The following is a 26,835-nucleotide window of genomic DNA, read 5'->3' on the forward strand; positions in this document are numbered from 1 at the left end:
TTTGAAAAAATTAAAGTAATAAGATATGACTGTGTCAGTTCAGGAAAAACTAGATTACAAAGTGGCCGATATTTCATTGGCAGAATTCGGAAGAAAAGAAATTGAGATCGCGGAGAAGGAAATGCCGGGATTAATGGCCATCAGAGAAAAATTTGGCCCGCGCAAACCGCTTAACGGCGTGCGTGTAATGGGTAGCTTGCACATGACCGTGCAAACTGCTGTTTTAATTGAAACTTTGGTTGCCCTTGGAGCCGATGTTCGTTGGGCAAGCTGTAACATATTTTCAACTCAGGATCACGCGGCGGCAGCTATTGCAAAAGCCGGAGTGCCTGTATTTGCCTGGAAAGGTGAAACACTGGAAGAGTACTGGTGGTGCACCCGCGAGGCAATGAGTTTTCCCGATGGAAAAGGCCCGCAATTGATTGTTGACGATGGTGGCGATGCTACCTTGTTGATTCACAAAGGTTATGCTGCCGAAAAAGATGCCAGTGTTTTGGATGTTGACGCGTCAAGCGAGGAAGAAGAGGTAATTCTCGAGTTGCTGAAAACTACATTAAAAGAAGATAACCAAAAATGGCACCGCACGGTAGCCGAATGGAAAGGTGTTTCGGAAGAAACAACTACCGGAGTGCATCGTTTGTATCAGATGGCCGATAAAGGAGAGTTGTTGGTACCGGCTATTAATGTTAACGATTCGGTAACAAAATCAAAATTCGATAACCTTTACGGATGTCGCGAATCGCTGGCCGATGGTATTAAACGTGCTACCGATGTAATGATTGCCGGAAAAGTGGTTGTAGTTGCCGGTTATGGAGATGTTGGTAAAGGGTGTGCACACTCAATGCGCAGTTATGGTGCCCGCGTAATTGTTACCGAGATTGATCCGATTTGTGCGCTGCAGGCTGCCATGGAAGGTTTCGAGGTAAAAACAATGGAAGATGCATTGCCCGAAGGAAACATTTATGTTACCACCACCGGAAACTGCGATGTAATTACTGCCGAGCACATGGCAAAAATGAAAGATCAGTCGATCGTTTGTAATATTGGCCACTTCGACAATGAAATTCAGGTAGCACGGATGGAAAAATGGCCGGGCATCGAGAAAGTAAACATCAAACCGCAGGTTGATAAATATACTTACGAAGATGGCCACTGTATTTACCTGTTGGCCGAAGGTCGTTTGGTAAACCTGGGGTGTGCAACCGGGCACCCGTCGTTTGTAATGAGTAACTCGTTTACCAACCAGTCGCTTGCACAAATTGATTTGTGGGAGAATGATTATGAAGTGGGTGTTTACACATTATCGAAAAAGCTGGATGAGGAAGTTGCCCGTTTGCATTTAGCGCAAATTGGTGTTAAACTGACTGAGCTTACCGAAAAGCAAGCCGCTTATTTGGGCGTTTCAAAAGAAGGTCCGTTTAAGCCCGAGCACTACAGATATTAAGAAGAAATTTTTATACGATAGAAAATGGGTTTCACTTAGTGGAGCCCATTTTTAGTTGTATATTTTTAATGTATTTCCGACAAGCGATATGTTGTATTGTTTTAAAGGGGCGGCTGCCGGCCCTTTGACAGGAGTGGCAGAATAGAAGAGTTGAAATTCAGAACTGCAGCATGAGCATGTTCCGATAAGGCCTGTTGGCTCGACCTGGCATGATGGTAGGATTTCGTGGGTGCACGCTGCGTCATAGGCGAAATGTTCGCCTTCGGTTAAGCAGGTGACGATTATTCCGCCAAATCCTGCATTTTTTAACAGCATTGTGTTGCCAGGAAAAGTTAAGTCGTTATATAATGGACTATTAAGGTTGAGTTCAATCCTTACTGGGACATCCGGAATCTCAGAATCAATCTCGTCGCACGACGAATACATCAGAAAAGTTAGTGCGATAAAAAACAAATACTTCATTCCCGAATACCCCGACTTCCTGTTGATGTTCTTTTTTTGCATGATGCTAAATTTGTTTTGTTACACCAATTTGAAAATGATTAAGCTATTTTGAATTATTTTCAAATTGGTTAATGCCGATATAAAAACAAAGTCATTGGGAGTGCGCGAGCCAATAGCTCAATGTTTTTAATAATCAGTATTATTCTTTAACGCGAAAATTTTTATTTCCGTACACGTTTCGTACTTTTATGAACTGAACAGCCAAAAATACAATTTATTGCTGATAGAAAATTATGGATGATATAGTAGTTATCATATTGACCTTGATAGTTGCCGTGTTTGGCATTCTAAATAAAACACGTAAAAAGAGTGCCGCACCCGGAGAGTCCGCTTCCGAAACCGGCAGTGCACAGGATTTTTGGGAAATGCTGATGGATGACAATGAGGATATGCCACGTCAGCCACAACCACAGGAAGTGCTGGACGAAATGGTAGAAGAAGAGCCAGTACAGGAAATTCGTCCGGCATACCAATATAGTACTGAAGTAAGAAAATCAGCACCGCTAAGGCGAAAAGTTGAGCAACCAAAAAAAACGAAAAAGAAGTCGTTGATACTGGGTGAGAAGTTTTCGTTGAAGAAAGCCGTGATATATAGCGAGATTATCAATAGGAAGTATGTCTAACTGCGTAAATATCACCCGTTTTCGATATTTTTTTGCTTAGAATATTTTAATATTCAAGAAATTATATAATTTTGCAAAAGGAAGAGTTCCGGGCAGATCGGGATTCTTTCTATTTTTTTATGCCTACGTTGAGGCGAAACAATTAAATAAAGGAGGATACAAAATGTCCGAAGTAACATATTTAACAAAAGACGGATTAGAAAAGCTAAAGAAAGAGCTGGAACACTTGATGACTGTTGAGCGTCCTAAAATTTCGAAGCAGATTGGCGAAGCCATTGAAAAGGGAGATATCTCGGAAAATGCCGAGTACGATGCAGCTAAAGATGCCCAGGGTATGCTTGAGGCTAAAATCGCCCAGATAAAAAATAAAGTGGCCAATGCCAGGATTCTCGACGAGTCGAAAATTAATACATCGCAGGTTCAGATTCTGAATAAAGTAACCATCAAGAACATAAAGAATAATGCAACTATGCAATATACTTTGGTTCCCGAAAGTGAAGCGAATCTGAAAGAAGGAAAGATATCGGTACAAACGCCAATTGCCAAAGGATTGATGGGCAAAAAAGTTGGCGATGTGGTTGAAATTAAAGTTCCGTCAGGAGTAATACCTTTTGAGATTGTAGAAATTTCAATTTAAGAACGATGGCAAGCATTTTTACAAAAATTATCAATGGTGAGATCCCTTCATACAAAGTAGCGGAGGACGAGAATTACTTTGCTTTTCTCGATATTTTCCCAACTGCAAAAGGACACACTTTGGTAATTCCGAAGAAAGAGGTAGACTACCTTTTTGATTTGGATGATGAAACCTACGCAGGTTTGCAAATGTTTGCCAAAAAAGTGGCCAAAGGACTGGAGAACGCTGTTCCCTGCAAAAAAGTTGGGGTAATGGTTTTGGGTCTCGAAGTGCCACACGCACACATTCATTTGGTGCCCATGCAAAGCGAACATGATTTGCTGAACTTTGCCGACAAAACAAAATTCCCACCAGAGGAAATGGAGCAGCTGGCAAAGCTCATCGCTGAAAATATTGACTAGCAGTCCCGATCAAAGTATCGGGGCTTTTTTTGCTCCAAAAAATCCATCAAAAATTATTAACATCCCCCGGATAAGGCTGCGAGAATTGGTATCTTTAAAAACTTTTTTAGCATAGTTTTTATGGTTCCATTTACGCATTTACACGTACACTCGCAATATTCTATTCTGGATGGTGCTGCCAGCATCGGCGACCTGGTTGGCAAAGCAAAATCGGATAATATGCCGGCTTTGGCTTTAACCGATCACGGAACAATGTTTGGCATAAAAGAGTTTCATGCCGCCTGTTCAAAGGCCGAGATTAAACCCATTTTAGGATGTGAAACATATGTGGCTGCCCGCACAATTAATGATAAAAGCGATAAGGTCGACCGCTCGGGGCATCACCTTATTTTACTGGCAAAAAACAGGGTTGGTTATATTAACCTCATCAAGCTGATATCGACAGCAACTACTACCGGTTTTTATTACAAGCCGCGTATTGATAAGGAGTTGCTGGAAAAACATCACGAAGGACTGATTGCATCATCGGCCTGTTTGGGAGGCGAGATTGCACAGCATATAATGGCCAATAATATAAAGGCGGCCGAAGACGCTGTTCTTTGGTATAAAAAACTGTTTGGCGAAGATTACTACCTGGAATTGATGCGGCATCCGGCGCAATCGCAACGCGAGCGCGAAGAGGTGTACGACTGGCAGGTAAAAGTAAATAAGCAACTGGTTCCGCTGGCTAAAAGATTGGGGGTGAAATTAATTGCTACCAACGATATTCACTTCACTAACGAATCGGATGCGGAAGCGCATGATTTGCTGATCTGTTTGAATACCGGGAAAGATTTTGACGATCCGAACCGGATGCGTTACACCAAACAGGAGTGGTTTAAAACGCAGGCCGAAATGAATGAGCTTTTTAAAGATCTTCCCGAGGCCTTGGCGAACACCAACGAAATTGCCGAAAAAATCGAGTCTTTTGAGTTGAATAGTGCGCCGATTATGCCCATGTTTCCCATTCCTGAAGAAATTGGAACAGAGGAAAGTTTTAAAGAAAAATATTCGGAAGCTGATTTGCGCGAAGAATTTGGCGATTCGGCATTCGAACGTTTGGGTGGATACGATAAGGTAATTCGTGTAAAACTGGAGTCGGCATTTTTAGAGCACCTTACATTCGAAGGGGCAAAAGAACGTTATGGCGATCCGCTTGAGAAGAGTGTGGAAGAACGCCTGATTTTCGAGCTGAATACCATTAAAACAATGGGTTATCCCGGTTACTTCCTTATCACGCAGGACTTTATTAACTGGGCAAAAGATAATGGCGTTCTTGTAGGTCCGGGGCGTGGTTCGGCTGCCGGAGCGGCAGTATCGTATTGCGCCGGAATTACCAACATCGACCCGATTAAATACGACCTGCTTTTTGAGCGTTTCCTGAATCCCGACCGTATATCGCTTCCCGATGTCGATATCGACTTTGATGATGACGGACGACAGCTGGTATTGGAATATGTAACCAATAAATACGGGCAGGATAAGGTGGCTCACATTTGTACGTTCGGTACTATGGCTACCAAGTCTTCCATTCGTGATGTGGCCCGTGTGCTGAAATTGCCCTTACCTGAAGCCGATCGTTTGGCCAAGTTGGTCCCCGAAGCTCCGAAAATGAGTTTCAAAAAGGCGTTTAAAGAGAGCCCCGAACTGGCAAGGGAAAAGGATTCGCCTATTCCTTTGGTTGTTGATACGCTGAACTATGCCGAGAAGCTGGAAGGTTCGGTGCGAAATACCGGGGTGCACGCCTGTGGAATTTTAATCAGCCGTGATCCGCTAACCGATCATATTCCGTTGATGCCTACCAAAGACGAAGAGCATTTGCTTACAACACAGTACGACGGGCGTTTTGTGGAAGACATCGGTTTGCTGAAAATGGACTTCCTCGGACTGAAAACCCTGTCGATTATAAAAGAGTGTTTGGAAAACATCAAGCTGTCGAAAGGAATTGAAGTTCCGATCAACGAAATTCCGCTGGATGATGAAAAGACATTCGAGCTTTTTAGTCATGGCGAAACCACTGCCATCTTCCAGTTTGAATCGGACGGTATGAAAAAACACCTGCGCGATTTGAAGCCTAACCGTTTTGAAGACCTGGTGGCCATGAACGCGCTCTATCGTCCGGGGCCAATGGAATACATTCCCGATTATATTGCACGTAAACACGGTAAACAGAAAGTGGATTACGATGTGCCGATGATGGAAGAATACCTGAGCGATACTTACGGTATTACCGTGTTCCAGGAGCAAGTGATGTTACTCTCGCGTTTGCTGGCGGGTTTTACGCGTGGTGACTCCGATACGCTGCGTAAAGCGATGGGTAAGAAGATTATGTCGGTAATGGAAAAGCTTAAGGTTAAGTTTGTTGACGGCTGTAAAGCTAACCGGCAGTTTGTTGACGAATGTAAAAACAAAGGGAAACAGACCGACGAAGTAATCAATAAAATCTGGAAAGACTGGGAGGCATTTGCTTCGTATGCATTTAACAAATCGCACTCGGTTTGTTACGCTTACATTGCTTACCAGACAGGCTTTTTAAAAGCGCATTACCCGGCCGAGTTTATGGCGGCCAACCTTAGCCGAAACCTTAATAATATTGTTGATATTACCAAGTTAATGACCGAGTGCAAGCGCATGAAACTGAACGTACTTGGCCCGGATGTTAACGAGAGTTTTATCAAATTTACTGCTAACACTGAAGGCGATATCCGTTTTGGGATGGGAGCTATTAAAGGGGTTGGATCCGCAGCGGTTCAGCATATTATTGATGTGCGTAACGAGCGAGGTCATTTTAAAACCATTTACGATTTGGTGGAGCATGTAAACCTTCAGTCGGTTAATAAAAAGAACCTCGAAGCACTTGCTATGGCCGGAGCTTTCACCAACCTGGAAGGGGTAAACCGCAGTTGCTTTTTTGCCGGTGAAAATGAGAACGACGATACTAATTTTATCGAAAAACTGATTCGTTATGGTAACCGTGTTCAGCTTGAAGCCCAAAGTGCACAGCAAAGTTTGTTCGGCGGAATGGGAGGCGGGCAGGACATTCAAAAGCCGCCAATCCCAAAAGTTGACGAGTGGGCAAAGTTAATTCTGCTGGAGAAAGAGAAGAACCTGATCGGGATTTATTTAACAGCACACCCGCTTGATGATTACCGTTTGGAGATCACCAATTTCTGCTCTAGAGATGTGGCGCTGAAAGACCTGAACAACGATATCTCGAAATACCAGGGGAAAGACTTTACGTTTGGTGGAATGGTTACGGCAGCGCGCGAAGGGCAGTCGAAAAACGGAAATATGTATGCCGTTATGACCCTGACTGACTACACCGATTCAAAAGAACTTTTCTTTTTTGGAAATGACTATGTAAACTTCAGTAAATTCTGTAAAGTGGGGCTGTTTATAATGGTAAGAGGTTCGGTGAAGCAGCGTTTTAACAGCGATTTTTACGAGTACAAAGTGAACAGCATTGAGTTGCTCGACGATGTGCGCGAAAAATATATTAAAAGTCTAACCATTAACATACCGCTAAAAGTATTAACCGAAGACTTTGTAAAACGCGTTGAGCAGTTGGCCGGAGAATACAAAGGAAAAGCCCTGCTGAAATTTAATGTTTTTGATCCCGAGAACAATATGTACATTGAAATGTTTTCAAGAACTACAAGGGTAAATCCTTTGGATGGATTTCTGAACTTTTTTGAAGAGCAACCGGAAATGAGTGTCAGAATTAATTAGTTTTGCAAAACAGAGATACGATATACAACAATAAAAAGATAATAATATGGCTTTAGAAATTACAGATGCCAATTTTGAAGAATTGGTAATGAATTCAGACAAACCGGTGATGATCGATTTTTGGGCAGTTTGGTGTGGCCCTTGCAGAATGATTGCACCTATTGTTGAAGAAATGTCGACGGAGTATGAAGGCAAAGCAGTAATCGGTAAAGTTGATGTTGACAACAACCAGGATGTTGCAATGAAATACGGAATCAGAAACATTCCTACAGTATTGTTTGTGAAAAACGGCGAAGTTGTTGACAAACAAGTTGGTGCTGCTCCAAAACAAGCTTTTATCGACAAGCTGGAAGCATTGCTGTAATAGCATTTAATTCAAACTGTCATTTCGACGAGTAGGCGAGAAGAAATCTCTTATTAAAGAGTGAACTTTTCCCATCTCCGAAATGACAGTTTTTGTTTGGAATTACCAGACTTCGACTAAGCGTCACCCTGAGCGTAATCGAAGGGTGTTCAATAGAACAACATTGCTTTTCTTTTTATCATTTTGAAGAATCTCATCGACATAGAACAATTTCACCGTTTTGATAACCTGGGGCTGGTGGCTCACGAGGTTGTTGAAGGTTTTATAACCGGATTGCACCGAAGTCCTTTTCATGGATTTTCGGTTGAATTTGCCGAACACCGCTTATATAACCAGGGCGAGTCGACCAAGCACGTCGATTGGAAATTGTTTGCGCGCACCGACAAACTTTTCGTAAAACAATACGAAGAGGAAACCAACCTGCGTTGCCAGTTGGTTGTCGATACTTCTTCATCCATGTTGTTCCCTTATACAAAAGGGAAAAAGCATTTACACAACAAACTGGCTTTTTCGGTTTACACGGCCGCTGCATTAATTTACCTGATGCGTAAACAGCGCGATGCCGTTGGTCTTACACTTTTTTCCGACGAAATTGAGTTTCATTCGTCACCACGAATTTCATCGGTAAATGCCGAGGTGATGTACGGAAAACTTTCGGAGCTCATTCAGCCCGAAAATGCCGTTTTACGAAAAAACACCAATACCACACAGGTGCTTCATCAAATTGCCGAGAATATTCATAAACGTTCGCTGGTAATTATTTTTAGCGACATGCTCGACAGCTCGAAAAACGAGGAGTTGTTTTCGGCACTTCAACACCTGCGTTACAACAAACACGAGGTGATTCTTTTTCATGTGACCGATCATTCATTGGAGCGGGAGTTTGAATTTAGTAACCGTCCGCACAAGTTTGTTGATTTGGAGAGCGGGCAGGTGGTTAAGTTTAATCCTTCGGAAGTAAAACAGCACTACACCAATACGGTTAGCGAGTATTTCGACGACCTGAAAGTAAGGTGTGGGCAATACCAGATCGATTTGGCCGAAGCCGATATCAACAACGATTTTAAGGAAGTTTTGTTTTCGTATCTGGTAAAACGCAAAAAACTGTACTAGAACTAACCTTTTAAATTTCAGCGCTTTTTATTACATTTAACTAATATTAAACTAAATCCCCGTTTATGTTAGTTAAAACCTTCGGAAGCGCAGTCTTCGGCATTGATGCCACTACAATTACCATTGAAGTTGATGTAACCACCGGAATTAAATTCCTGCTTGTGGGGCTGCCCGACAGTGCGGTGAAAGAGAGTCAGCAACGAATTGAATCTGCCTTGCGCCTAAACGGCTACAAATGGCCCAAAAAGAAAATCATCATTAACATGGCTCCGGCCGATATCCGTAAAGAAGGATCGGCTTACGATTTGCCGCTGGCAGCTGCTGTTTTGGCTGCATCGGGACAAATTAATCACGATAAATTATCAAAGTATGTGCTAATGGGCGAACTCTCGCTCGACGGAACTTTGCAGCCCATAAAAGGTGTTTTACCCATTGCCATTAACGCCCGCGCCGAGGATTTTGAAGGATTTATTCTGCCCAAACAAAACGCACGCGAAGCAGCTGTTGTCGATCGCCTGAAAGTTTTTGGTGCCGAAAACATTAAAGAAGTAATCGACTTTTTAAATGATGAAGGAAGCCTTGAGCAAACCGTAATCGATACCCGTGCCGAGTTTTATGCTCAGGTGAATAATAACCCACTCGATTTTTCGGATGTAAAAGGACAGGAAAATGTAAAACGGGCTTTGGAAATTGCAGCGGCAGGTTCTCATAATATTATTTTGGTAGGGCCTCCCGGTTCCGGAAAAACGATGTTGGCGAAACGAATTCCCACAGTATTACCTCCGTTTTCGTTAAAAGAAGCGCTGGAAACCACAAAGATTCATTCGGTAGTTGGGAAGATTGATAAAGAAACATCATTGATGACCCGCCGTCCGTTTCGGAGTCCGCACCACACGATTTCTGACGTGGCTTTGGTCGGCGGCGGAAATTATCCACAACCGGGAGAAATTAGCCTGGCCCACAATGGCGTTTTATTCCTCGATGAATTGCCGGAGTTTAAACGAACAGTGCTGGAAGTGATGCGCCAACCGCTGGAAGACCGGAATATTACCATTTCACGAGCGAAATTTTCGGTGGAGTACCCGGCAAGTTTTATGCTGGTAGCTTCCATGAATCCGTGTCCGTGTGGGTATTACAATCACCCCACAAAAGAGTGCGTTTGTGCGCCGGGAGTGGTGCAAAAGTACCTCAATAAAATTTCGGGGCCGTTGCTCGACCGCATCGATATTCATCTGGAGGTGGTTCCCGTTCCGTTCAAAAAACTATCGGAGATGGAGTCGTCAGAGAATAGTGAAGCTGTTCGGGAGCGGGTTTTAGCTGCCCGGAAAATTCAGGAGAATCGTTTTGCGGAACATCAGGGAGTTTACGCCAACGCACAAATGACTTCGAAACTGATACGCGAATATGTGGTGCTCGACAATGAAAGCAATAACCTGATTAAAAATGCCATGGACCGGCTTGGCCTCTCGGCCCGTGCTTACGACCGTATTTTAAAAGATGTGAAAAATAATATAAAGCATATAGGAAATATTATATTTGTATCGTTGAATTGAAGCAATACAAATATGAGTAAAAAGATTGGTGTTATCTATGGGCGTGTAAGTAGCGAAGATCAGGACTATACAAGACAGGTTGAAGAGTTGACTAAATGGGCGGTAGCATTGGATATAGAAGTATCAAAGGTATTCGCTGAGAAAATAAGCGGATCAAGAACTGAGGCAAAGGAAAGACCTCAGTATATGGAAATGCTCCGATACATCGAAGAGAACAGCATAAAACACATACTGTGCCATGAGGTATCACGATTAGGTCGTAATAATAAAGAGGTGGTGGACTTTTTTGAGAGTACAGTAGCGAACAAAATATGCCTGTACATAAAGAAAGACAATTTAATAACACTTGATGAGCACGGTAAGAAGACTTCTATAGCTACACTAACAATTAATATACTGTCTGCTCTTGGAGAGATGGAGGCAGAGCAATTATCAACGAGAATACAATCAGGAAAGTTATCAGCAGCAAAACAAGGAGGTGATTTTAACGGTAAGATATACGGCTACGATTCAGTTGATAAACGCCCACAGGTAAATGAGGTACAAGCCGAAAACGTTCGAACTATCTTCAATATGTTAGCCAAGGGTATTGGCTCACGTTCAATAGCTGCACACCTTAATGCCAATGTAGGTGACAAAAAATGGACTCCAGCTGCCGTTCATTCTATCGCAAGAAATTCATTTTTTAAGGGTGAGAGAAAATACAAGGATATTATTATTCCAGTTCCTTCAATAGTCAGTTCCGAGTTATGGCAGAAAGCTAATGATTCAATCGATAGTAAAAAACAATATGCAGGGAACAATACTGTGAATGTAAATTTACTACAGGGGCTCATAAAGTGTAAGAAGTGTGGTTCGACCATGCATCAAGTAGTTAATCCATCGCAAAGGGCGAACCTCTACAAATGTTCCAACGGATGCAAAACACAAATCAATCGGCCATGGTTGTATTTTGTGGTAAGACAACATGTGGAGGAGTATGCAAAGGCATCAAAGGATGCAGATAAGCGCAAACAGTTACAGACTGATAAGGAACTAAAACAAGCTGAAATAGTTGTTCTAAAAGCCGATATAGAGAAAGTAAAAAAGAGGCTTAGTGCTTTGTTAGACGTATACTTGGATGGTGATATAAGCAAGGAAAACTACCATGAAAAGAAAGATAGTCTAGAGAGTCAGATTAATGCAATAAATACAAAGATATTTGATTATGAGGGCTTCATTCGTTCAGTTGACAACACACTATCTTCCGACATTAGTCATTTTTCTACAGATGAGGAGGTATTCAAGTCTGAACTAGCATCTATATTGGAGCATGTATTGGTTTGGGAAGGCATGGTTGAGATACAGATTAAAGGTTGGTTTAAATTTCTATTTCGAAAACGTAATGGAGCTGAGATTGGATGGATGATTCGCAACGGTGAGTTTCGTTTGTAGTTTTTATTTGGAAATTAAAATAATTCTATGTTAATTTGCACACAGAAAATAAAACACTAGATAGTGAGAGCATCTTAACGGGTGCTCTATTTTTATTTGTAAAATTTGGGGCTTAACGAAGCCCACGTAGGCCGACCACGTACATAGTGGAGGCATGACAAAAACCCACGTGTTAAGCAGTTTGTTGAAGCTGTTTAGTCTCAGAAGAGGCAGTCAAAATGCATTAAGCGAAATAGAAGTGTATGACACTTAATGCGAATTGACTGCCTCTTTTTTTTCAAAAATGAAAAAGTGAACAAAATAAAAGAGAAGTTAAATACAAATAGTAGTAACAAATTGACAGTTGAGAAAATGAAGATTCGAGACAGTTGTAAAAAAGAGGAGAGAGAGATTTATGGTAGTAGAAAAAAGAAAAAGCGCACCTACTGGGAGCGTATTGAGTGAGCAGATTTTAAATTATGGATTGGATTGGGTAATGAGCCAATACAACCTAACTATTGCACAGATTCAAGACAGGGCGTACGGAGTAGGTAGTCTTCCCACACCTGAATCAAATGTGGCAAAAGTAGAACAGGCATATTTGAAAGACATCGAACCATCCAAGCGTGTTTTGAGTTCATACCGCAATGATCACTTTGTTTGGGATGATCCAAACAGTGATCACAAAAAGTGCAGACAGGCTGAGGAAAATGAGCTTTATAGCTGGGATTCTGAAATGGAATTAAGTCAGTTTTTATGCGAGTATGAAACCATTTTCAGAATGCAACCTAAAAAAGTAATGAAGATTAATAAAGTGACCTCGTTGGAGAAAAAGGATTTGATTCAGGATAGATTCATAAGTCTGTATTTACGAGGAGCAGAACCTTCAAAATACATAGCAAAATATATTAACCATGACTTCCATCGCAATAGTGAGAAAGTAAATTGGGAAACTCAAGAAAACGAACATGAAAAATTTCATGTAGATGGTTTAGAATTAATTCAAAAAGACCAAGAGAAGAGGCAACTAATTAAAGAGACCATGGAACGTTCGAGAAAGGCATCCAAAGAAAAAACATTGATTGAGCAGGTTACGATGTTTCTATATATGGGTAAACAGAAGAGTGCAGAAAGACTGATGTGGTATTTTGCGGAGGAGAAAGGTGAGGAAAAAGCTAGAAAACTAATTAATCAATTAAGTCAAGAAGATGAACTAGAACAATGCTTTGTTAATAGCGGGATTGAAGACTCTGTGACCTATGCAGGTGCAAAAGGGCAAACTTTCAATCTGTCAATTAATAGGGATTGCTGGGGAGAATTTAGTAATGATATTCTAAGTGATTGATAAGTAAGGAATGAAAAAAGTGCATTTTTTTCTAAAAATGTATGATTTTTAATTCTTCAGGTCGTTATATAATTGAAGGGACAGTGGAAAAATTAATAAAATATTCCTGCTGGTAGTCAATCGAACTTCTGACAATCCCAATGTCATATTTGCAGTAAAGTATTGATTAAACCCTTCTTTTAAAAAGACTTCATTTAAGTTTTTCGTAATACGGTGATTGGGGCGGCTATTCATTATTGAAACCGCCCCAATATTTTTTTAGAATTCACGTGCTTAAGGCACAAGTTTATAATTATAAAAATTAATCAGTATGATTAAATTGAAAAAAAGGGAGCTAAACAAAGCTCCAGAGGTACAAGAGCCTCAAAAAACGGAATTAACAGAGTCTGAATTGTTAGTAATTGCTACCAAGATCTTACCAAACCTGTTATTCACCCCAGCGTTTCAAAAATCCTCATTGTTGGGTCAGTTGAAAAAACATTCAATCGAAGACCAAGAGCTGGTCTTTGAACTATTGAGGGAAATGGAAGTTATCATTCCTTACCGCTCAGTCGATGCTTTTGGAAATAAAAACACAACAAGCTTCAAAAGCGGAAAGGAAGCCTTTAAACTAGTTAAGAAATCTCAAACAATTGAACAGACCAAAACAACAAAGGAAATTTTTAAAGCTATTTACAAAACATTTCTAAGAAACGGCAACGCGATAATTATAACTCCTGATACATTAGCAGAGGCACTTATAGTTGCAGGTTATAAAGTGGATAATTATAGCGATGTTAAAAAGGTTGCAATTGCCTTAACAGTTAACCGTATGGTAAGTAGATCATTAATCAGATCAGAGCACGGTTATATACTTGAAATTCATGAGAATGGATTGACATATCTACAAAATGTATTAGATAAGTCAGAAAGGGTTAAAAATCTGCCAGATAACTTCAAGTATACAGATGAGGAGAAGGCTAGAATACTACAACCTAATTCTCATGGTATAGCGAGTAGGGTCGAAAAGAAAGTAATTAACCTATAAATCAAAGCATTATGATTATTGAAATTGATAGGTATGGGAGGCAAAGGGTGATAACTCCAAGTACTCAGAAGATAAGCAGGAGAGAATTGACCGAGGATCAGAAGGCTAAAATTGAAAAGTTAGCTGAACAATCAGCTGAACGAATAACGAAAAGACTGAAAGCTAAAGAGCATGAAAGAAAGAATAAGCAGAGAGAAGAGACTCGAAGAGTCATAGAGGGACAAGAGAAATTATTCAAAATTCAAGGTCACCACATTCGTTCAGCATCAATGGAAGAAGCTGAGGAAATAGCAAAGGAGCTTTTAAGCGGCTCAGGATCGTTTAAAAGAAGCCTTATGAATGATGACTGTCAATTATGTTATGGAAGTGGAACTATCCCCGAACTGGTGACCTCATAAGGTAATCCCAGGCACATTAAAACACCATTCAAGTTATTGAAAGTCCCTGCATGAAAGTGCAGGGATTTTTTATTGTCAAATATTTAGAAAGATTGAAGTATGAAAACATTGGAAAATGAAAGGGAGCTTAACCCAACAGCAAAAAAGATTCACAAAATTAATCGTCTTTTGGACAGAGGATTGATAAAGAAGGGAAAGAAGGTTAAAGAGATAGCAGAGCGTTACGACAAGGAGAAAGAAGATAGTTTCAGAATTAATCCAACAATAGAGGCAAGTCTCAAAGCTACAAACTATGAAAAGGTTTCTAAAAACGGCTCAGAATACATAAAGGTTTGCAGTGTAGCATTTGAGAAGAGGCACAATAGAAAACGTATTCACATCTACATGCCAGATGAAGAAAAATATTAAAACCTCATGGATAAATGATTAATAAACTAAAGAAAAGGAGGAAATGGAATGAATAAGAAGATAACTTACAACCGAGTTGAAAAAGATGTGGACAATCCATTCACAAGAATAGACAACAGACTTTTAAAGGATAAAAGATTAACAGGTGACGAATTCAGGCTAATGTGTCTAATTTTAAGCAACAGAGACAATTTTGAATTTAACATGGACTTCATGAGAGACAAGTGTGGGGTTGGAGTGGATAAATTCAAAGTAATGAAAAGAAACCTTAAAGAATATGGTTACATAGAGAGTGTAAGAAATGGACATAAATGGAGTTGGATTGTAAATGAAAGATCAACCATAGATGGAGAAAACCCCCATTGTGAAGGGGTGGAAAATAACCCCATGCCCAAGGATGGAGAAACCACCCATGTTAATAACAATAATAGAAAACAAAAAAAACTAAAGGAAAAAAAGTCCCCCCTTTTTAGCTCGGTAGAAACCGAGCAGGGGGTGACAGAAGTCTGCGAATACTTTTCCCAAAAAGTAGGAATTGAATTTGATCCTATGGATGAAGAATCAAAGCATTTAAGAGATAGAATCGAAAAAGATGGTCTTACAGTTAAAACTGCGAAAGGTATTATTAATTTAAAATTTGAGGAGTGGCATAAATCAGAAAAAATGAAGCGACATCTTAATCCCAAAGTTTTATTTAAAAGTAAAAACTTTAATAGCTACATTAAAGAGTATAAAAGATCACTTGAGTTTAAAAAAGAAAACCTCACATGGGGTCAGGAATTAACACTAGAGGTTTTGAATCATTTTAGTGATGATGATAAACTTCTAATCGATATGGAATTTACAAAGGAATGGATAAATATGGGCTTTGAAAGTTTCAAAAGTGGAAACGTAAAAATGGAGCTGATTAGAAATTTTATTAGGCATAGTCGTGGAACTGTAACCTATAGAGAAAACAAACCACCTCATGTGGTTAGAATGGAGAAGGAAAGAATAGAACAGAGAAGAAGAGAAGCGGAATTAAAAGCCCAATCTCTTTCATAAAGTAGAAGGATTAAGAATTTGCACCACATGAAGAAGCATGATGTATTGCTGAGAGCTATTTTAAGGCCTATTTTAGAGTTTTTCTCAATCGTTAGGCGTAATTTGTTTATTTGTTATGTTAAGCACGGTATGGGGCTTTAAAATGCTCTTTTGGCTCATGTGGTATTGAGATTATAGATATAAGTTTTGTTTGGCAAGAGTGATTCGCTGTGTCATAAAACTTTTGGTTTGAGAGCAATTGGAAATAAAAGAATTGAAATAAGACCAGATTGAACTTTTCTCATATTGTCTCTTGAGCATAATTTTATTGATCTTCAGTTCAATTTGTATAAGTTTTATTAAATTCAAAGTTTTTAAGTCTCTTGCAAATATAAAAAGTCCTTTAGACCGAATAATGAGAAATAACACACATCCTACAATACTTAAAAACAGTAATAACTAATAAGATGTTTAGCATACTGCAACATATCTATACGTTATGGTGAAGTTTAAATTAGAACACGCGAAATTAAATGATATGGAGTTTATGAGAATAGAAAGTGGACTTAGATCGTTGAATTTGAATCCATCCGCAATAAACCAAAATTTAGATTTGGAATACATATTAGAATTTAATGCAAATGATTACGAATTGGGTACTGATATAATATGGACTTATAGTGCCGTGTCTGACAATGAGACTATAATAAAAGCTAGAGTGTCTGATATTTATACCATAAAGACAGATATCGGAAAAAAGCAGTTAAATGCGCTGTTGGAAGAATCTTTTGGCACTCTTTCGTTTCACTGTTCAGAAAATAGCGAAATCACATTGAAGCCGCCCGTTTTAACTGCTGATATAGTCGATCTCGCTCTTCTTCGGTTAAAATCTGTGCTTCACGATAGAAAGTAACGCCAACACTCTTCACCCTTCCGTCTGGATAATACTCAGTATATTCCTTTCGCGGTTTGTTTGATTTTATAATCTCTATACAACAAAGATAAGCACGTTAAAAACAACCTTTTAAAAAGCACAAAGATGGAACAACAAACAGCATTGATAATCTCCGTAATAATATTAATAATGTCGGGAGTTTATGGCAAAATAAGGTTTACTCTAAACTCGCTTTCTGCTAAGATGTCACCATTTAAATCCGAGCAGAATAAACTTGAGGTAATCATGCAGCCTAAATGGTTTTTATACAGCACGTATCTAATGACTGTCTTGTGGTTGGCTCTGGCTGTTATCTTATTTATGATCTTTAAGTGGTGGACTTTGCTCTACCTTCCATTAAGTATAATTGTCGTATCAATCCTTTCGATTATTGTGCCTCCAAGTAAAAAATCAGTTACAGTAATGTTTTTCAAAACCACACACACGAGATACAGACAAAGATTTAATTATAATTCAGAAGAAGAGGAATTGCTTATAAAGGCAAATAATTTTTTATCAAAAATAACAAATCTTAAAAACTAAAATTATGAATTTCATTAAACGTGTCTGGCTTAGGATTCCTTCCAATGATTTTCGTGTTGTCTTCATATATCACATCAGTTTTCTTTTTAGAAACCATTACCTGAAATTTAAAAACCGTAACATAATAATCTAAATAATTAATGCGTGTGGTTAGTTATAGTGTACAATGTTACTATTCTATTTAAACAAGCATATAATCTAAAGTCAACCGTTAGGCAAAATAAAAATGAATGACAAGAGATACATAGAAATTGACAAATATGAAAGTGAGTTTCGGAAACTCATTGAAACAAAATTCAATATAAAATTAGAAGGTATGTTTTCATCTTCTTGCTCAGAGATGAATGGACCAATAAATTTTAAAGCACGTATTTCTACAAAAAATAGAAACCTTTTGGGTACTCGTTATTTCTATTCTTCAAATAAAAAGGTAATTCATTTTACTTCTTTGCCAGTTTTGTTTTCAATAATAAATGAAAATGCCTTACGACTTTACAACCTCCACAATAGCAATGACGAAAATGAATATTCTTACGCTGTAGATAAACTAAAAGATATCTACAAAATTCAAGGAATAGATAATGAAAAGATAAAAGGTAGTATAAATATCACGAAAGAATATTCTTTCATATTTTCCAGCACATCTCATGAAGCGATAAAGAAGAAAAGCTTTTGGCAAAATTATGGTGATAAAGGAAAAGGTGTAGCAATAGAATTTGAAATAATAAATCCAGTCGAAGAATGGGAATATTTTTATTTTTCAAAAGTTCACTATGATAAACTAAGTGATTTTAATACTTTAACAAAAGAATGGGAAAAGATACAAGTAAAGAATCGCCATGTATTCTATGGAATAGATTTAAATCAGTTTTTAAGTTTACACAAATCACATGATTGGTCAGAAGAAGATGAGATACGAATATTGACTCTATATCCTGATTTACATTCCATACCTTTCAAAGGACAAATCTATCAAGACTTTAAACCAGCAAAACCACACAGTAAAATAAAATATTTCAAGTTACCTCTTTGCGACAAGAATGGTAACTTTATTGAGAAAGGCCTGAATGACCGCAAAGAAATTTTCTGGTCAATAATTCCCAGAATCAGAATAAGTGATATTTATTGGGGACCAGACTTTCCTATTCAAGGGAAAGATTTATACAATTTTCAAAACAAGCTTAAATACTACATTTATGAAAAAATGAAATGTCGGATAGGAAGTTTGCCAAAAAACATAGAAAAGATTGAATAATTACGTTGCCTAACAAATTGTAATATGGCAGGCGGATTTCATCTCTGTTTGGCAAGTCAAACCAGTGTTGCCGCCTCCTGCGGGTCTGGCAGGATTTCTTTTCTAAATCCCGCCTGACCACATACATGTGAACGCGAGCCACAAGGCAGGAAACCAATAATCACGTTGAAAACGAAGAAGATGATATTAGAAAAATACTATACGGATTTAGAATCTATTACATCAATTGATACTTGGGATTTATTAAAGCAACTAAAGCCGATTGAAGAAAAGATTGACGATGAATATAAAGATAGAATAAAAACCGAAAGAAAAATTTTGGCATTTTCCTTAAATAATGGTGATTTAAGTCCTAAATTATCAAGAGTAGACTCGAAGGGCGATATTAAATCATATCCTGACTTAGATAAGTTTACTGATTCAGAAATAAAATACTTACAAGAAAGATTAAAGTCCGTTGAAAATCCATGGATTAAAAGCCGATATTCTCACGCCCTTTGGAATATCACTCGGAATAACCAATATGCTAAAATCTCTATTGATTGTTACCTTAAAAATATTGACACTTTGGCAAATGATTCTGATAATGAGAGTTTCCATAAGATAAGCATATTTGTTGAATGCGTTCTGTTTATTGGCGAAAAGACAAAACAGCAAATAGAATCAATTAAAGAGAATGTTCTCAGTTTGTTAAAGTCAAACAAGTTGCCTAATTATATTAAATCTCATGTGTTAGAAATAGCAATGGCCAATTCATTAGTTAAACCTAAAGAACTCGAATTTACACTTGAGTGTATAACTGATTGGATTGAATTTAGTAGTGAGGGCAGTTTCTTTTCAAACCAAACAACATTAAACACAGCAATCAAGCTTTCTGAAAAAGTACAAAAATCGCCAAAAGTATTTTACAAGCTTCTTGCAGAAAATCAAGACTTAATAATTAACCAGCATCCTGATGAGAAGGATTTTATTAGATATACTTCTTTTGGTGAAAAAGCTAAATACTATAAAAAGGCTGGAGAATTAGAAAAACATGAGGAATGTTTAAAGGAATATACACGTTTGAAAAATAGGTTTGAGCTTGGTCATATTGAATCAAAATTACCTGAAAAAGAAACTCAATTATTAAATGATTATCTAAATCGCAAATCAGAATTAATACTTGAAATGCCTATTGAAGGGATTTTAACGTATTTTGCTTCTGGTGATGACCTGTTAATAAAAGAGGAAGTCCTTGATAAAATGACAGAAGAAGGTTTTAAAAAATCCTTTCATCAATTTTGTTCAACGAGTACGTTTGACATTAATTCTAATCACAAGCACGCTTCTGATGAAGAAGTGAAAGAAAACGAGAGATTTAGAAATTATACAATACAATTTAGTCTTTTTGTTTTTCCATTGATTATTAAAGTGTTCGCTTATGGAATGCTAAAGGGTAAAATTAGTTATCATTCGGTATTTAATTTCATACAAGCAAATTCTTGGTATGGACAAAGATTTCCAAAAGAATTAAATGAAAGAGATATAGACGAAAAATCAGATTGGCTAAGTCTTTTAGCTCCAGGGCTACACGACTATTTTTCCCAGATTGAATGGGCTGTTATGATGTCAAAGGATAATCTTCAAAATTATGTTTTGTGTGTTGATTCATTAACAACAAAGTTCGAGGGGGCAATACGCGACTTTATTAGACTTCAAGGAGGAACAACCACAACGGAGAAACGTGGAGAATTACAGGAACAACTATTAGAAGAACTTTTGCAAAATAAAATAATCACGAAACTATTTAAAGCAGAGGATATTTCTTTATTTACATATGTTTTTACTAAAAAAGGATGGAACATTAGAAATAATGTAGCTCACTGTTTCTATCCATACAGTAACTATTCTTTTGATAAAGCGACTTTAGTTTTTATTTGCCTTTTAAAATTAGGAAAATATAAACTGACATATAAAGAAAAGTAATATAGCCCAGTGGCTAACATTTTGTATTAGTAATGGTAGACGATGTGGTAAATATCAAGGTTTGTATTCCGCTAAGACTGCGTAGCGGATTGATCGGAAATTACTACCCAGTCTGCCACTACTCATGCAATTTGCAATTAGAAGGAGATTTGAACGACAGTTTATCTAAAAACAATAAACAAGATTTGATATGTTGACTTATCACGAATTCATAGAGCTAAGAAATCATTTAGTGAACAATGAAATTAGTTTAGAACTCGCAAAAGCACATTGTTGGAATACTTTAGAGGAAGGAAAACGTTCTTGGCATACGAAAGACTGGAAAGACAGAAGGTCTGAAATCATTAAAGATAAATGTGAAATATGTGGTAGTAACGAAACATTAACATTACAGCATCTTTCCCACCCAAAAAAATATTCTGAATATACAAAAGACGTAACAAGTGCACATGCTAAAGATTACATTGACACTAATCCCGATCTTGATAAATTTGAATTTAAGGCACACATACTAAAAAATTATAAATATGTTCCTGCCCCATTATGTCCAAAATGTAAGAGTAGAAATCCTAACAAAAGAACAAGAAAATCTCCACAATATCTTTGTACAGAATGTCGGTACGAATTTGATGAAACAGTTTATAAGTCTGTTGATGAGCTTATTTTAACTTTTTATGAAAATGAAGAAGCAACCGAAGTAAGAGATAAGTGCTTTGTGTCTAAGAAATGGAAAAACAAGCATAACCTTAAAAATATAAGGTATTGGTTGCAAAGAGAACAAGCTAAGAATAAAGACTCTGAAACGATTGAAAAAGAAGCATTTCTACTTTATCTAAACGACAACATTAAATACCTATCCTTTGAAGATACAATAACTGCTTGTAAAAAATGTGCTTCTTACTTTGATTTGTACAATATGGAGTTATGTCCAAAATGTAAAGAAAATTACAAAAGCATTCAATTTTCAACTTGTATCCAATGTTTGCCAGAAGATAAACGTAAGGCTGCTCTAAGTAAAATTGAATTTGGAAATGACATGAGAGATATGCACAGAGAACTTGGAATCGATTAGTTTAAAAGTTGTCTTATTTAGGTAGGTAATAAGGAGAAATAATAGGTGGGATTCAGGAATGTTTTATCCCAGAAAAAGTATGTCCATTATAATGCAGTCCAAAAGGTGATATAGACAAGAGTGAATAACTCCTTTTCAATTATTCAGCTAATAAAACTAAACATCAAACTTCATGAGGTAAGTATAATATTATTAGAAGTAGCCTACATACTACCTTGGTAAAATCATCATGTATTAATAAAGAGAATCAGAGCGCTTCCAATGATCGTGAGGTAGTAGGGTATATGTCAGCTCCCAGTGGGGGGAGTGTCTGGGAAAAACAATAAAAGTGAAACCATATCCCACCCGAGGGACGTATATTTTTTGGGATTTTTGGGTAAGGGGGGTGAAATAGGAATCACAGAATGAGAAAGACAGCTCTGTATGTCCTATGAATAAAGGGAAGTTGGCCAATTAGTTTAAGAATAGAGGATGTATATGGAATATTTGCACCACATAGTCAGGGTCTATCAATCGCCTGCTGTTAGTATGATTAAGGAGCAAATCAGCGAAAAGTGAGAAAATCCCAAAAACATCAAAAAAACAGCTATTTTTTGACATTTTATAATTCATGCATTTAGTAAGTGGTAAGTAGACAGTATTTTACATGCAACATATAAAATAATGTAAATAAAGTTTCGCGCACCATTGCCGATCTCGAAGGAGCAGAAAATGTGCAGGCCGATCACCTTTCGGAAGCCATCCATTACCGCAGTCTGGATCGTGAGAACTGGGGCGGGTAACCGCACTCTGGTGATGGTCTCACTCTAAGTGAGGCTATCACTTGCGAATATTTTGGAACGCGGATAACACTGATTTTTTTTTGATTTTCGCTGAAGAGAGATGGCTCGCAGATTTCGCTGATTTACGCAGAATGATTTCTGGGATTTCGAAACCAGTTTGGTGATGGTCTCACTTTGGGTGATCCGCCAGTTGGCAGAGAAGCAATTTGTAAGCTTATATTATTCACTCTGTCATCTAAACAATAAGCTAAAATTTGTATCTTCATAGCCTAAATCAATAAAACCACAAAATGAAGAAGCCTGTTCTTTTACTGCTCTTTTTGCTGAGCATTGTCTCATCGTTGTTAGCACAAAACATTCATTTAAATTCGCTGGGTTTTCTAACCAATGGCCCAAAATCGGCTGTTGTTCCGCAATCGTGTACTTCGTTTAAACTTGTTTCGCTTGCAACCGGCGACGTGGTCTTTGAAGGCAAAACAACAGGGCCAAACTATCAGAAAGATGTAGATCAGGAAGTATGGAATGTTGATTTCTCCGACTTTCAAAAACCGGGCGATTACTACCTCGAAGTTCCCGGAGTTGGGCGCTCAGATGAATTTAAAATCGCAAACGATGCCTTTAATTTTGCCGCAGTAACAAGTATGCGTGCCTTTTATTTATGGCGCTGCGGAATGGCTGTTGACGGCGAATTTGCAGGCAATCATTATCATCAGGATGTTTGTCACCTCGATGATGCATACGAAGATTATATCGGAAAGAAAGGTTCGAAACGTGATGGTACAGGGGGCTGGCACGATGCCGGCGATCATGGAAAATATGTGGTGAATGCAGGTGTTTCACTAGGTGTATTGTTTTATGCCTGGGACCATTTTCAACCTCAGCTCGAAAAAATGGATTTGGACATTCCCGAAACAGCACCCGGATTCCCCGATTTTCTGCAGGAGCTGAAATGGGAAACCGACTGGATATTAAAAATGCAGTATCCCGATGGCTCGGGTAGGGTATCGCATAAACTTACACGAAAAAACTTTTCAGGTTTTATAATGGCCAGCGACGATGATGCCAAACGGTATTTTACGGAATGGAGTTCGGCAGCAACAGCCGATTTTGTGGGAATAATGGCCATGGCTGCCCGCTACTTTAAACCCTACGATGCGGCCTACGCACAAAAATGTTTGGATGCTGCGTGGGTGAGTTATCGTTTTTTGCAGGAAAACCCGGAGGCCAAACGTTTTGTTCAGGGTGATTTTAAAACCGGAGGTTACCAGACAAGAGATAGTGACGATCGCTTGTGGGCAGCTGCCGAGCTATGGGCAACTACCGGCGACGAAAGCTGTTTGAGCGATTTTGAAAAACGGGCCGCCGAATTCGATTACAAAATAGAAGAGAACTGGGACTGGTCAAATGTGTCGAACCTGGCGATGTATACCTATGCACTTTCTTCGCGCAAAGGAAAAAATACGGAAGCAGAAGCTGCAATAAAAAAGAATATCATTGCCAATGCCGATGCCTTGGTGGAAAAAGCAGAAGCTGATGTGTATTCGCGTGCGCTTGGCGGCCGCTACTACTGGGGCTGCAACGGAACTGTTGCCCGCCAAACCGTAAACCTGCAGGTGGCTAATCTTATTCAGCCTAACCCAAAATACAAAAAAGCGGCCATTGGTATTGTCGATCACATCTTCGGAAAGAATTACTATAATCGATCGTACGTTACCGGTTTGGGAATCAATCCGCCAATGTTTCCGCACGACCGTCGTTCGGGAGCCGATTCGATTGATGCACCCTGGCCGGGGTATCTGGTTGGCGGTGGGCATTCAGCAACCGATTGGGTGGATAAGCAGGAATCGTACAGCCACAACGAAATTGCCATAAACTGGCAGGCCGCACTGGTTTATGCCCTTGTCGGATTTGTAAGTTATTAATGGAATTTGTCTTTTAGTTGCAATTGTTTTACCGTTGAAAACTAGGTAGTTCAATTGATTTCATTTAATTTTATAGAAATCAAAATCTACCTGTCATGACTAAATCAAAAAAGTATCCCGTAACCCGAAGAAATTTTATCAAAGTTTCGGCAACCACAACAGCAGCGGTTTCAGCTATGTCGTTTGGAGCCTGTAATACCGAAAAATTACCGGAGCCAATGACGCGCCCTTTTGGCAAATTGGGTTTTAATGTAACCACACTTGGTCTCGGAGGGCAGGCATCTATCCAGTGGACTCCTGACGATGTTGACCCGGTTCCTATTATTTTAAAAGCATTTGAGCTTGGCATTAATTATTTCGATACCTCCAACCTATACGCCGACAGCCAGCTGAATTTCCACAAAGCTTTTAAACACCTGAACCTCATTCCCGGAGATGATGGTTACAACGAAGCGCTGCGCAAATCAATTTGGTTGACCAGTAAAACGGCTATGCGCTGGGGAAAATCGGGTTGGCCCGAGCGGGAGAATGTCAGTAACTGGTCGAATGGCGAAAATGTACAATGTGCGGTTGACGATGTAAAACGCTCGTTAACCCAGTTGTTTGGCGATGGAGAAGGTTATTACCCGGATGGCGCTTACCTGGATATGGTGCTATGCCATACTTTGCATAATACCGATGAGGTTGATGTGCTTTACGAAGGACTGGAAACGCCGCTTGATCCCGATGGAAATTTTGGTGCTTTGGTCGCCCTTCGCGATTTACGCGACGGAACCAACCTGACCGGGATGAATCCGAAAAATGAAAAGCTGATCAAACATATTGGTTTCTCGGGGCACGCAAATCCACCGGCTATGATGGATATGATTCAGCGCGATGAATACGGCATTTTAGATGGTATGCTGATTGCCATTAATGCCAACGACAAAACCAAAATGAACATGCAGAATAATGTTATTCCGATTGCCGAAGCCAAAGGAATGGGAATAATCGGCATGAAAGTTTTTGCCGATGCAGCCATGTACCATAAAGAACCGCGCTGGTCGCAAACACCTGCCGATGTGTTCCGAAAAGTGGGTACCGATGAATTGCCGAGCAAGCCGCTTATTGAATATTCGCTGACTACACCGGGTGTTCATACCTTGATTATCGGAATCGGGCAAATTGATGACGACCCCATGAAATGCCAGCTCGTACAGAACTTTTATGCGGCACAAATAGCTCCCGACGGAATGAGTGCTGCAGAGCGAAAACGGATTGAGGAGCAAGCCAAAAGTGTGAAGCCGGGAAGTAACTACTTTCAGGCCATTGAGAAAGAATCTCTTTCTGCTCCGCGCGATGTAAAATTCGTTGACGGCAAATTAACCTGGAACACGGCTTTGGCCGATGACGAGCCCATATCGCATTACGAAATTATCCGTGATGGGGAGTTGCTGGGCAAGGTGGAACACAAACCTCAGCTCTTTAAAAGCAAGCCTTTTAGTATTACTCTCGACGAGCCGGGTAATGTTACGCTGGCCACTGTTGATATAGCTGGAAATAGAGCTGAGACAGTTGTGACGTAACAAAAATTTAATCACCTTTGTGCCGATTAGTATGAACCAAAAGTCGTACTATTGGTTTGAGATAGTAAAACATAATTTAACTAAGATGGTAGACAGACTTTCCGATCCCATCGGAAGATTGATGGGATTGCGTTATAAATCGCACCCCTGGCACGGTGTTTCAATTGGCGATAATGCCCCCGAAGAATTAACCGCTTTTATAGAAGTGGTTTCAACCGATACGGTAAAATACGAAATTGACAAGGATAGTGGTTACCTGCGTGTTGACCGGCCACAAAAATTCTCGAATGTTGTTCCCGCTTTATACGGTTTTATTCCGCAAACCTATTGTGGTACCAAAGTGGGCGAATTTTGTTCGCAGAAAGTGAACCGAAAAGGCATAAAAGGCGATGGCGACCCGATTGATATTTGTGTGCTTACCGAAAAGGATCTGGCGCATGGCGACTTGCTGGTAACTGCTCGTCCGATTGGTGGTTTCCGGATGATTGACGGCGATCAGGCAGATGATAAAATTATTGCGGTTTTGGACAACGACACCGTGTATGGTCATTTTACCGATGTGTCGCAGGTGCCGGAAATTGTAATTCAGCGTTTGGAGCATTATTTCCTTACCTATAAGGATATGCCGGGTGTTGATTCAAACACCGAAATTGCTGCAACCTACGGGCACGATGAGGCGCTTGAGGTGATCAGACTTTCGGTTGAAGATTACAACAACAAGTTTGCGAATCTGGGCAAACTGCTTTCATAAATAAAAAGGCCTGATTCTCGAAAAT

At 39.2% G+C, this 26,835-nt stretch carries 23 protein-coding genes and 1 pseudogene; 23 read left to right on the forward strand and 1 reads right to left on the reverse strand.

Annotated elements, in window-relative coordinates:
* Nucleotides 1-25 precede the first annotated feature (25 nt).
* The gene (ahcY, locus tag LH29_RS16205) at nucleotides 26-1,444 is read left to right on the forward strand and encodes an adenosylhomocysteinase (protein WP_045031683.1); all 1,419 of its coding nucleotides are present in this window, start codon (nucleotides 26-28) and stop codon (nucleotides 1,442-1,444) included.
* Between the two features lie 51 nt (nucleotides 1,445-1,495).
* Here ahcY and LH29_RS16210 read toward each other — a convergent pair whose 3' ends face one another.
* Nucleotides 1,496-1,948, reverse strand: coding sequence for a Rieske (2Fe-2S) protein (locus LH29_RS16210; RefSeq protein ID WP_045031686.1), 453 nt, complete (start codon nucleotides 1,946-1,948; stop codon nucleotides 1,496-1,498).
* Between the two features lie 233 nt (nucleotides 1,949-2,181).
* Here LH29_RS16210 and LH29_RS16215 point away from each other — a divergent pair, with 233 nt between their 5' ends.
* The 22 genes and pseudogenes from LH29_RS16215 (at nucleotide 2,182) to LH29_RS16315 (ending at nucleotide 26,810) form a co-directional block, all read left to right on the forward strand.
* Entirely contained in the window at nucleotides 2,182-2,571 is a 390-nt protein-coding gene (locus LH29_RS16215; RefSeq protein ID WP_045031688.1) for a hypothetical protein, read from the forward strand.
* Between the two features lie 163 nt (nucleotides 2,572-2,734).
* Nucleotides 2,735-3,208, forward strand: coding sequence for a transcription elongation factor GreA (greA, locus tag LH29_RS16220; protein WP_045031690.1), 474 nt, complete (start codon nucleotides 2,735-2,737; stop codon nucleotides 3,206-3,208).
* Between the two features lie 5 nt (nucleotides 3,209-3,213).
* A complete protein-coding gene (locus tag LH29_RS16225) occupies nucleotides 3,214-3,609 on the forward strand; it encodes an HIT family protein (RefSeq protein ID WP_045031693.1) in 396 nt (131 codons plus the stop codon).
* Between the two features lie 120 nt (nucleotides 3,610-3,729).
* Nucleotides 3,730-7,377 (forward strand): DNA polymerase III subunit alpha, encoded by a 3,648-nt coding sequence (gene dnaE, locus LH29_RS16230; protein ID WP_045031695.1) that lies wholly within the window; start codon nucleotides 3,730-3,732, stop codon nucleotides 7,375-7,377.
* A gap of 46 nt (nucleotides 7,378-7,423) precedes the next feature.
* Nucleotides 7,424-7,741: a thioredoxin gene (trxA, locus tag LH29_RS16235; protein ID WP_045031698.1), complete on the forward strand. Its 318-nt coding sequence runs from the start codon at nucleotides 7,424-7,426 to the stop codon at nucleotides 7,739-7,741.
* Between the two features lie 183 nt (nucleotides 7,742-7,924).
* On the forward strand, nucleotides 7,925-8,854 hold the full coding sequence (locus LH29_RS16240) for a DUF58 domain-containing protein (RefSeq protein WP_045031701.1): 930 nt from the start codon (nucleotides 7,925-7,927) through the stop codon (nucleotides 8,852-8,854).
* 65 nt (nucleotides 8,855-8,919) lie between these two features.
* A complete protein-coding gene (locus LH29_RS16245; protein ID WP_045031703.1) occupies nucleotides 8,920-10,407 on the forward strand; it encodes a YifB family Mg chelatase-like AAA ATPase in 1,488 nt (495 codons plus the stop codon).
* A gap of 12 nt (nucleotides 10,408-10,419) precedes the next feature.
* Nucleotides 10,420-11,841, forward strand: a complete 1,422-nt coding sequence (locus tag LH29_RS16250) for a recombinase family protein (RefSeq protein WP_045031705.1) — start codon at nucleotides 10,420-10,422, stop codon at nucleotides 11,839-11,841.
* 394 nt (nucleotides 11,842-12,235) lie between these two features.
* Nucleotides 12,236-13,165, forward strand: a complete 930-nt coding sequence (locus LH29_RS16255) for a hypothetical protein (protein WP_045031707.1) — start codon at nucleotides 12,236-12,238, stop codon at nucleotides 13,163-13,165.
* A 310-nt stretch (nucleotides 13,166-13,475) separates the two neighbouring features.
* Nucleotides 13,476-14,192 (forward strand): hypothetical protein, encoded by a 717-nt coding sequence (locus LH29_RS16260; protein ID WP_045031710.1) that lies wholly within the window; start codon nucleotides 13,476-13,478, stop codon nucleotides 14,190-14,192.
* An 11-nt stretch (nucleotides 14,193-14,203) separates the two neighbouring features.
* A complete protein-coding gene (locus LH29_RS16265; RefSeq protein WP_045031712.1) occupies nucleotides 14,204-14,590 on the forward strand; it encodes a hypothetical protein in 387 nt (128 codons plus the stop codon).
* 99 nt (nucleotides 14,591-14,689) lie between these two features.
* Entirely contained in the window at nucleotides 14,690-14,998 is a 309-nt protein-coding gene (locus LH29_RS16270) for a hypothetical protein (RefSeq protein WP_045031715.1), read from the forward strand.
* Nucleotides 14,999-15,046: 48 nt separating this feature from the next.
* Nucleotides 15,047-16,042, forward strand: coding sequence for a conserved phage C-terminal domain-containing protein (locus LH29_RS16275; protein WP_045031717.1), 996 nt, complete (start codon nucleotides 15,047-15,049; stop codon nucleotides 16,040-16,042).
* A gap of 478 nt (nucleotides 16,043-16,520) precedes the next feature.
* Nucleotides 16,521-16,934 carry a hypothetical protein gene (locus tag LH29_RS16280; RefSeq protein ID WP_045031718.1) on the forward strand — a complete coding sequence of 138 codons (414 nt, stop codon included), beginning with the start codon at nucleotides 16,521-16,523 and terminating at the stop codon, nucleotides 16,932-16,934.
* 126 nt (nucleotides 16,935-17,060) lie between these two features.
* Nucleotides 17,061-17,498, forward strand: coding sequence for a hypothetical protein (locus tag LH29_RS16285; RefSeq protein WP_045031719.1), 438 nt, complete (start codon nucleotides 17,061-17,063; stop codon nucleotides 17,496-17,498).
* A 226-nt stretch (nucleotides 17,499-17,724) separates the two neighbouring features.
* On the forward strand, nucleotides 17,725-18,753 hold the full coding sequence (locus LH29_RS16290) for a DUF2971 domain-containing protein (protein WP_045031720.1): 1,029 nt from the start codon (nucleotides 17,725-17,727) through the stop codon (nucleotides 18,751-18,753).
* A 180-nt stretch (nucleotides 18,754-18,933) separates the two neighbouring features.
* Entirely contained in the window at nucleotides 18,934-20,718 is a 1,785-nt protein-coding gene (locus LH29_RS16295; protein ID WP_045031722.1) for a DUF4209 domain-containing protein, read from the forward strand.
* A gap of 190 nt (nucleotides 20,719-20,908) precedes the next feature.
* Nucleotides 20,909-21,790, forward strand: a complete 882-nt coding sequence (locus tag LH29_RS16300; RefSeq protein WP_045031723.1) for a hypothetical protein — start codon at nucleotides 20,909-20,911, stop codon at nucleotides 21,788-21,790.
* 674 nt (nucleotides 21,791-22,464) lie between these two features.
* A pseudogene (locus LH29_RS25140) lies at nucleotides 22,465-22,572 on the forward strand (magnesium chelatase subunit ChlI family protein); the annotation flags it as partial.
* Nucleotides 22,573-22,862: 290 nt separating this feature from the next.
* Entirely contained in the window at nucleotides 22,863-24,494 is a 1,632-nt protein-coding gene (locus LH29_RS16305) for a glycoside hydrolase family 9 protein (RefSeq protein ID WP_045031726.1), read from the forward strand.
* Between the two features lie 95 nt (nucleotides 24,495-24,589).
* Nucleotides 24,590-26,059, forward strand: a complete 1,470-nt coding sequence (locus LH29_RS16310; protein WP_045031728.1) for an aldo/keto reductase — start codon at nucleotides 24,590-24,592, stop codon at nucleotides 26,057-26,059.
* An 85-nt stretch (nucleotides 26,060-26,144) separates the two neighbouring features.
* Nucleotides 26,145-26,810: an inorganic pyrophosphatase gene (locus LH29_RS16315; RefSeq protein WP_045031994.1), complete on the forward strand. Its 666-nt coding sequence runs from the start codon at nucleotides 26,145-26,147 to the stop codon at nucleotides 26,808-26,810.
* Nucleotides 26,811-26,835 lie beyond the last annotated feature (25 nt).

Origin of the sequence: Draconibacterium sediminis, from assembly GCF_000949475.1 — a bacterium.
Lineage (GTDB): Bacteria > Bacteroidota > Bacteroidia > Bacteroidales > Prolixibacteraceae > Draconibacterium > Draconibacterium sediminis.

Bases quoted from the DNA above. Each gene is read 5' to 3' on its own strand.
- LH29_RS16310 (WP_045031728.1), top strand. From the start codon at position 24,590: ATGACTAAATCAAAAAAGTATCCCGTAACCCGAAGAAATTTTATCAAA.
- LH29_RS16295 (WP_045031722.1), top strand. From the start codon at position 18,934: ATGATATTAGAAAAATACTATACGGATTTAGAATCTATTACATCAATT.
- LH29_RS16265 (WP_045031712.1), top strand. From the start codon at position 14,204: ATGATTATTGAAATTGATAGGTATGGGAGGCAAAGGGTGATAACTCCA.
- LH29_RS16255 (WP_045031707.1), top strand. From the start codon at position 12,236: ATGGTAGTAGAAAAAAGAAAAAGCGCACCTACTGGGAGCGTATTGAGT.
- ahcY (WP_045031683.1), top strand. From the start codon at position 26: ATGACTGTGTCAGTTCAGGAAAAACTAGATTACAAAGTGGCCGATATT.
- LH29_RS16305 (WP_045031726.1), top strand. From the start codon at position 22,863: ATGAAGAAGCCTGTTCTTTTACTGCTCTTTTTGCTGAGCATTGTCTCA.
- LH29_RS16280 (WP_045031718.1), top strand. From the start codon at position 16,521: ATGGTGAAGTTTAAATTAGAACACGCGAAATTAAATGATATGGAGTTT.
- LH29_RS16285 (WP_045031719.1), top strand. From the start codon at position 17,061: ATGGAACAACAAACAGCATTGATAATCTCCGTAATAATATTAATAATG.
- LH29_RS16245 (WP_045031703.1), top strand. From the start codon at position 8,920: ATGTTAGTTAAAACCTTCGGAAGCGCAGTCTTCGGCATTGATGCCACT.
- trxA (WP_045031698.1), top strand. From the start codon at position 7,424: ATGGCTTTAGAAATTACAGATGCCAATTTTGAAGAATTGGTAATGAAT.
- LH29_RS16210 (WP_045031686.1), bottom strand. From the start codon at position 1,948: ATGCAAAAAAAGAACATCAACAGGAAGTCGGGGTATTCGGGAATGAAG.
- LH29_RS16225 (WP_045031693.1), top strand. From the start codon at position 3,214: ATGGCAAGCATTTTTACAAAAATTATCAATGGTGAGATCCCTTCATAC.
- LH29_RS16215 (WP_045031688.1), top strand. From the start codon at position 2,182: ATGGATGATATAGTAGTTATCATATTGACCTTGATAGTTGCCGTGTTT.
- LH29_RS16270 (WP_045031715.1), top strand. From the start codon at position 14,690: ATGAAAACATTGGAAAATGAAAGGGAGCTTAACCCAACAGCAAAAAAG.
- LH29_RS16300 (WP_045031723.1), top strand. From the start codon at position 20,909: ATGTTGACTTATCACGAATTCATAGAGCTAAGAAATCATTTAGTGAAC.
- LH29_RS16290 (WP_045031720.1), top strand. From the start codon at position 17,725: ATGAATGACAAGAGATACATAGAAATTGACAAATATGAAAGTGAGTTT.
- LH29_RS16275 (WP_045031717.1), top strand. From the start codon at position 15,047: ATGAATAAGAAGATAACTTACAACCGAGTTGAAAAAGATGTGGACAAT.
- dnaE (WP_045031695.1), top strand. From the start codon at position 3,730: ATGGTTCCATTTACGCATTTACACGTACACTCGCAATATTCTATTCTG.
- LH29_RS16315 (WP_045031994.1), top strand. From the start codon at position 26,145: ATGGTAGACAGACTTTCCGATCCCATCGGAAGATTGATGGGATTGCGT.
- LH29_RS16250 (WP_045031705.1), top strand. From the start codon at position 10,420: ATGAGTAAAAAGATTGGTGTTATCTATGGGCGTGTAAGTAGCGAAGAT.
- greA (WP_045031690.1), top strand. From the start codon at position 2,735: ATGTCCGAAGTAACATATTTAACAAAAGACGGATTAGAAAAGCTAAAG.
- LH29_RS16260 (WP_045031710.1), top strand. From the start codon at position 13,476: ATGATTAAATTGAAAAAAAGGGAGCTAAACAAAGCTCCAGAGGTACAA.